Source organism: Stenotrophomonas sp. STEN029, assembly GCF_056760015.1.
In genome coordinates, this window is the sequence record NZ_JBRREC010000012.1 from 61,724 (window position 1) to 68,603 (window position 6,880).

The window sequence follows — 6,880 nt, forward strand, 5'->3', positions numbered from 1 at the left end:
GCCGGCTCAGTAAACGGCTGGAATCCGTTCCGGACAGGTCCGCTGCATTGGCCAAGCGACGTCGCTTGCCAGACCAGTAGTGCTGATTCCGTGGGTTTCCTGATTGAAGAAGGCGCCGGTAGCGTAGTGGTATGCCTGGGCAGGCGGATCCTGCGTCGAGTGGCTGCGGCGCGCCCTTTGCCGTGCACCAAGCGGGCAAAGGGTCATCAATTTCAACGAATCGTATTGCGAATCATTCGCAATTGACTTAACGTATCGGCCGCCGGCGTCGCGCCGGTCCCTCCATGAGACCCGTCGATGAACTTCCGTCCTTTGGCCTGCCTGTTGCTGGCCGCTGCGGTACTGCCTGCCCAGGCGCATACCCCGTACCTCGCTCCGGCCACCTTCAAGGTGCAGCCGACCAGCACGGTTACCCTGGATGCCAGCTTCGCCGAGCAATTCTTCGTGCCCGAAGTCGTGTTCGACAACAGCGAGTTTGTCGTCACCGATCCCGATGGCGTGCAGCATGCGCCCGATGTGGTGCAGCGACTGAAGACCCGTGCCGTGGTCGAACAGACCCTGCCGGGCAAGAAGGGCACGTACCGCTTCTCTACCGGCAACCGCCTTGGCGCCGTGTTCCGTACCTGGGAAGTGGATGGTCGCAAGGAGAGCAGCCGTGATCCGGCCAAGCCACTGCCGGCCGGTGCCACCGTGCTCTCGCATTACCAGAGCCTGTCGCGCTCGGAGGTCTACCTGACCGCCGGTGCGCCGACCCGTCAGGCCTTGGCGCCCTACGGCAAGGGCCTGGAACTGGTGCCGGTGACCCACCCATCGGACTTGTATGTCGGTGAGCAGTTCGTCTTCGAGGTGCATTACGACGGCAAGCCGTTGCCGGCACAGAAGGTGGAGATCCACGCTGCACGCGGCGATGACGAGATCCAGCCGGCTCCGGTCGAGCTGACCACCGACGCTGCAGGCAAGGCCTCGTTCGCCCTGCAGCAAGCGGGCGCTTATCTGGCCCTGATTCGCTACCGCGGCCCGGCACCGGCTGGTGCGGCGGCGCCGGAATACGGCAACAACTACACGCTCAGCTTCCGCGTGCTCGAGCCCTGAGCCGCTTTCCAACAGGGATACCCCGATGAAGACCTTCTTTGTTGCCGCCACCGTTCTGGCTGCAGCGTTGGCTCCGCTTGCCTCGGCGCAGATCGCCGCACCGCCTGCGGTGTCGCCGACGGTTACCGCCTTCCTGGCCCAGTTCGACCCGGACAAGACCGGCGCAGTGAGCTGGAATGCGTTCGAGCAGTTCCGCAGGCAGCGTTATGACGCCACCGATGCGAACAATGACGGGCACGTCGATCGCCAGGAGTACGTGGACGAATACCTGCAGCGCTTTGATGTTCGGCTGGCCGACGCGCGTGCCGGCCACCTGCGTCAGACCGATACCCGCTTCAAGGCGCTGGACCGCGACAAGAGCGGCAGCATCAGCCGGGCCGAGTTCGATGCCGCCGGTGAGCGCACCTGGGCCGGCTACGAGAAGAGCCAGGAAGCCACACGGGAAACCGCCGCCAGCGACAACCGCGACCCGCTGAAGATGCCGACCTCGCATACCGCCAACGGCATGATCGAACTGTACGACCGCAATGGTGATGGGCTGGTGGAGCGCGCCGAGTTCGACGCCGCACGCAGTGCGACTTTTGCTGCTGCCGATACCAATGGCGATGGCGCGCTGGACCTGGCCGAATACACCGCGGAGTTTGAAGGTCGGCTGGATGCACAACGCAGCAAGGTTCGCGGCGCGGCAAGCCGCCAGGCCGGCGTGCGTTTCGATTCGCTGGATACCGACAAGGATGGCCGCATGACCTTTGCCGAGTACCAGGTGTCCGGCAAGCGCCTGTTCGACCGCGCTGACAGCAATCGCGATGGCATCGTTGACGCACGCGATCCAGAGCCGGTTGCCGGTGCACATTCGGCCAACGGCAACCGTTGAGCCGCGCCTACCGGTCGCGGCTTGCGACCGGTCACCCCAGTTTCTGCAATGACACGGCGCCAGTGTGGCGCCGGTGCCCCCCAGCCGGCATGGTCCATGTGATCGAGCAGCCAGGAACGGCGTAGTCCCCGCCATTACCTTTCTGTGGAGATCTCTGATGAATGCAGCTGTATCCGTGCTCGCGCTGGCCGTGCTGGCCAGCCTGTCCGGCGTCGCCCGTGCCGAAGCGCCGGATGCCTCGAACCTGGACACCGTCCGGGTCGAGGCCGAACGGGCAAAGAAGAGCAAGTCGCGCAACCAGAACGTGACCGTGCTCAGCGCCGCCGATCTCGATGCCGAGATGGCCAACAACATGGAAGAGGCCATCCGCTACATCCCGGGTGTGAGCGTGGTCGACATGGGCCGCTTCGGTGACAACGGCTTCAACATCCGTGGCCTGGAAAGCGACCGCGTGGCGATCACTGTCGATGGCCTGAGCCTGGCCGAATCGGTGGAGACGGCGCGCTCCTACGAGTTCTTCCGCAGCGGCCGCGGCGATGTGGACATCGATACGCTGAAGAGTCTGCAGGTGGTCAAGGGTGCTGATTCGATCACCTCCGGCAGCGGTGCGCTCGGCGGCGCGGTGGTGTTCACCACCAAGGACCCGGCGGACTACCTCAAGCCCGAAGGCAACGACACCCATGTCGGGGTGAAGTTCGGCTACAGCGGCTCCAACGACGAGACCATGGGCACGCTGAGCTTCGCCAACCGCACCGGCATCGTCGAGTCGATGCTGGTCTATACCCGCCGCGAAGGCCATGAAAGCGAAAGCTGGTACGACAGTACGGTGGACCGCATCGGTGTCGGTCGACGCACGCCGGATCCGGTCGACAGCACGCGCGACAACCTGCTCGGCAAGGTTGATCTGCAGTTGTCGGACGCACACACGCTGGGCTTCATGTACGAGCGCGGCCGCGCCCACAACGAGGTCGACAATCTTTCCCGCGTCTACGCGCCGGGCTACCTGGAGCGCAAGGGCGACGATCGCAATGACCGTGACCGCTATGGCGTGACCTGGCAGTGGCGTGCAGGCAATGCCCTGTTCGACACCCTTGATGCGCAGCTGGACCGCCAGATCACCGACAGTCGCGGCATTACCCGAATTCTGGCCGGCAGCGGCTGCCCGGGTGGTGGTGCTCCCTGCAAGCGCAGCGAAGACCGCGCCACCGAGCAGACCCTGGATCGCGCAGCATTGGATTTCAGCAAGGTGGTGGAAGGCACGGTGCGGCATGACATCGGCTACGGCCTGGCCTGGCAGCAGCGCGATATCGACTACACCGCGGTGGATACCCGTTGGAATGCGGCCGGTGACATCGCAAGCGTGGAGCATGATCCGCGCCAGGTGCCCAAGACCGATGCCCGCTCCTGGAACCTGTATCTGCGCGACAGCCTGAGCCTGTTCGAGGAACGCCTGCAGCTCAGCGGTGGCCTGCGCTATGACCGCTACGATTACTCGCCGCAGGTAGACAGCACTTTTGTCGACAAGACCGGCAGCGTGCGTGACCTTCGCTTCTCGGCGCCGAGCTGGCAGCTGGGGGCGGAGTTCCGCTTCCTGCCAGACCATGCGCTGTGGGCGCAGCTTGGCCGTGGCTTCCGTGCACCGAGCGTGGCGGATCTGTACTCGCCGACGAGTGCCAGTGCCGCGTTCGATGCAGTGAGCGGTGCAGCCATCCAGCTCGACACCTCGATGTCCAACCCGGATCTGGATGCGGAGAAGAGCCTCAACATCGAGCTGGGCTACCGCTGGACCACCGATCGCGCGCAGTTGGGGTTCTCGGTGTTCCGCGACCAGTACGACAACTTCATCGAAACGGTGACCACGGCGGTGCCGTATGCCAATGGCTACCGCACCACGGCAACCGGTCCGGTGCAGTACAGCTACAACAGCACGATGCCGGTCAATGCGGGCAAGGTGACGGTGAAGGGCGCCGAGCTGGAAGGGCGTTGGCAGATCGCCGACGCGTGGTCGTCGCGGGTGGCGGCGGCGTACAGCAAGGGCGAGAAGCGCAATGGTGATCCGCTGGAGAGCATCGTGCCGGCCAGCGCGGTGCTGGGCGTGCGCTATGCGCCATCGCCGTCGTGGAACGTCAGCGCCAATCTGACCCACGCCTGGGGCAAGAGCGCCAGCGATGCCTACACCACATCGGCCAATGGCACGCAGGTGGTGCCGGCATGGACGGGCAAGGCCGATGGCTACACGGTGCTGGATCTTACCGGCACCTGGAACATCACCTCGCAGTTGCGACTGACCGCAGGCCTCTACAACCTGACCGATCGCGAGTACTACCTGTGGCAGCGCGTACGGGTGATCAACAAGGGCACCAACACCCTGTACGGCTACGTCAACGATGACGGCATCGGCCGTTACAGCGAGCCGGGTCGCAACGCTCGCGTCACGGTGGCGTATTCGTTCTGAGTCACGGGGGCTGTGACCAGTCCCTTGCCCCTGGAACAACAGCGTGGAGCGCAGGCTCCGCGCTGTTGTTCTTTTGGGGGCCGGTGTGGATCTGCATGCAGGCGACAACGCGTCCAGATGTTTTGCCCAACGCGCCCGGAACACCGGCTAAGCTCAGCAATCCGCACCGGAGGCTGCTGGCAATGCCGATTCGCACAGATCCAGGTCGTCGTCGATTCATCACCCACTCCGCAAGCCTGGGCATGCTCGCCGCGTTGCCTTCGGCGCAAGCGCTGGCTGGCCCGTGCAAGAGCACCGCCAGCGGTAGCTGGATTCCGGACGATACCTTCCTCGCCGAGTTGCCGCGGATCATGCAGGCATTCGCGGTTCCGGGCGTTGGCATCGCCGTGGTTGACGAGGGTGCTGTGGCATGGAGTCGTGGCTTTGGCCTTGCCAACGCCCAGACACGCACGCCTGTGGATGCGCGCACGGTGTTCGAGGATGCGTCGCTCAGCAAACCGATGTTCGCCTACCTGGTGATGCAGCTGGTGGAGCAGGGACGCATCGATCTTGATGTTCCCTTGGTGGGTTACCGCCGGCCGGACTATCTCGGCGATCATCCGTGGATTGCGCTGGTCACCGCGCGCGATGTGCTGCGGCATACGACGGGTCTGCCCGATTGGCGCAAGTCGCCAGCAACCGAGAAACTGGTGCCGATGGTCAAGCCTGGTACGCGTATCAACTATTCGGGTGAGGCCTTCGTCTGGCTGCAGCTGGTGGTTGAAGCAATCACCGGCCAGAGCCTGGATGAGTCGATGCAGGTGCATCTGTTTGGTCCGGCTGGCATGAAGGACAGCAGCTATACATGGAGCCCGGATCTGGCGGGACGCTCGGTTTATGGTCATCCCGCGCATGACCATGTTGATGGCGGAATGCCAAGGCAAGTCCTTCGCGACCAATGGGGCGTCGCCCAGCAGGTTGCGGATCGCTGGGGTAAGCCGCTGTCTGCGTGGAAATATGAAGATGCCGAACGTGCGATGCCGGAAGTGTTGAAGCTGGCGCCACCGGGCCTGGTGATGTGGCCTGGCGATATCCTCGCCAACGCAGCAGCAAGCCTGCGTACGACGGTGCAGGACTATGCGACCTTCCTCAGTTTGATGATGGCGGGCCGGCAACGCGCGTCGTGGGAGATCAGCGAGGCTGCGCGTCAAGCCATGCTCACGCCGCAGATAAGCTTGCCGGGCCGCTGGACCGAGAAAGGACTGGGTTGGAACACCGAGCAGACCCGTGATGGCCCGGTGTTCTACCACTCCGGCAGCAACAGCGGCATCTTCAAGAATTTCGCCATTGGTGACGCACAGCGCAGGCGAGGCATCGTGGTGCTGACCAACGGCGGCAGTGGCTCGTTCGTGCATCAGCGGGTGGTGCGCGCGGCGACGGGCTATGACCTGCTTTCCTACGATCTTTGACTGATCCTTCGTGACCTGACTGGCAACAACAGTTCTGGCGGGGAAGCGCCTGGCTGCGGGTGATGTAAACACTCCAATTCAGTGCATGACTCGACGTTCCTGGATGACTCGCGTGGCTCAGGTTGATGCGGCGAGCTACTCGCCATCAGCTTGAAATCCGACCTTCTTGTGGCTGCCATCGCAGAAGGGCTTGTTGTTTGAATGACCACAGCGGCATAGCCAGGTTTCGCTGAGGCGCTCGATGGTGCGGCCGGTGCCGCTGACCACTTCGAGATTGCCGATGACGTGCAGCGGGCCGTTCCTGGTGGGGTTCACCTGCAGCGGGCCATCGCGTTGTGGCAGTGCTTCGGGCTTTTTCTCTACCGGTTCACCAGTGGCGATGAAACCGCACTCGACATGGCGGTGATCGCAGAAGGGTTTGTTATGCGATTCGCCGCAGCGGCATAGCGTGGCGCGCATGCCTTCGTCCTTGCCGGCGATCAGCAGGGGAGCATTGAAGGCGAGTGGGCCGTTCTCACGGATATGCACCAGGTTGACCACCGGCGCAGGTTCGCTGTGGCTGCCGTCGTTGTATTCGTAGCGGATGGCGCCGGAGGGGCAGTTGCGTGCGATCAGCGCCACTTCTTCCGGGGCGACCGCATCGGGATGGATCCATTCGCCGACCACATTGGGCACGAACACATCCGGATGGCTGAGTACGCAGTTGCGTGAGTGGATGCATCGTTCACCGTCGAAATGGATGGTGACGGTTTTGCCGCGTACGGTTTCGGTTGCCATGGGCTGCCTCCGCTTCGGAGTGCGCAGTGTCGCGCGGAAGAGGTGAAGGCGGGGCCTATACAGCAACATCTTTTTTGTGGGAGCGGCGTGAGCCGCGAAGCTTCGGTCGATGAAACCGCCGTTGGACCGGGGCTTGATGGGGTACGAGCTTCGCGGCGTAAGCCCCGCCCCCACAACGCGGGTATTTGCGCCCAGCCGCGACGCCATCCCGCGCCAGCGGCGCTTTGGAGCCGG

General features: G+C 63.8%; 5 protein-coding genes. 4 read left to right on the forward strand and 1 reads right to left on the reverse strand.

The genetic code is table 11. From position 1 onward, the window contains the following. Positions 1 to 297: 297 nt before the first annotated feature. The 4 genes from ACVOLI_RS04560 (at position 298) to ACVOLI_RS04575 (ending at position 5,869) form a co-directional block, all read left to right on the forward strand. A complete protein-coding gene (locus ACVOLI_RS04560) occupies positions 298 to 1,092 on the forward strand; it encodes a DUF4198 domain-containing protein (RefSeq protein ID WP_481533703.1) in 795 nt (264 codons plus the stop codon). Between the two features lie 25 nt (positions 1,093 to 1,117). Continuing rightward, complete coding sequence (locus tag ACVOLI_RS04565; protein ID WP_481533704.1) at positions 1,118 to 1,966, forward strand: EF-hand domain-containing protein; 849 nt, start codon at positions 1,118 to 1,120, stop codon at positions 1,964 to 1,966. 157 nt (positions 1,967 to 2,123) lie between these two features. Beyond that, complete coding sequence (locus ACVOLI_RS04570) at positions 2,124 to 4,421, forward strand: TonB-dependent hemoglobin/transferrin/lactoferrin family receptor (RefSeq protein WP_481533705.1); 2,298 nt, start codon at positions 2,124 to 2,126, stop codon at positions 4,419 to 4,421. Between the two features lie 182 nt (positions 4,422 to 4,603). Then, positions 4,604 to 5,869, forward strand: coding sequence for a serine hydrolase domain-containing protein (locus tag ACVOLI_RS04575; RefSeq protein WP_481533706.1), 1,266 nt, complete (start codon positions 4,604 to 4,606; stop codon positions 5,867 to 5,869). Between the two features lie 135 nt (positions 5,870 to 6,004). On the opposite strand, the gene ACVOLI_RS04580 is transcribed toward ACVOLI_RS04575, so the two are convergent. Beyond that, on the reverse strand, positions 6,005 to 6,646 hold the full coding sequence (locus ACVOLI_RS04580; RefSeq protein WP_481533707.1) for a CDGSH iron-sulfur domain-containing protein: 642 nt from the start codon (positions 6,644 to 6,646) through the stop codon (positions 6,005 to 6,007). Positions 6,647 to 6,880: the final 234 nt, after the last annotated feature.

Bases quoted from the DNA above. Each gene is read 5' to 3' on its own strand.
- ACVOLI_RS04560 (WP_481533703.1), top strand. From the start codon at position 298: ATGAACTTCCGTCCTTTGGCCTGCCTGTTGCTGGCCGCTGCGGTACTG.
- ACVOLI_RS04565 (WP_481533704.1), top strand. From the start codon at position 1,118: ATGAAGACCTTCTTTGTTGCCGCCACCGTTCTGGCTGCAGCGTTGGCT.
- ACVOLI_RS04570 (WP_481533705.1), top strand. From the start codon at position 2,124: ATGAATGCAGCTGTATCCGTGCTCGCGCTGGCCGTGCTGGCCAGCCTG.
- ACVOLI_RS04575 (WP_481533706.1), top strand. From the start codon at position 4,604: ATGCCGATTCGCACAGATCCAGGTCGTCGTCGATTCATCACCCACTCC.
- ACVOLI_RS04580 (WP_481533707.1), bottom strand. From the start codon at position 6,646: ATGGCAACCGAAACCGTACGCGGCAAAACCGTCACCATCCATTTCGAC.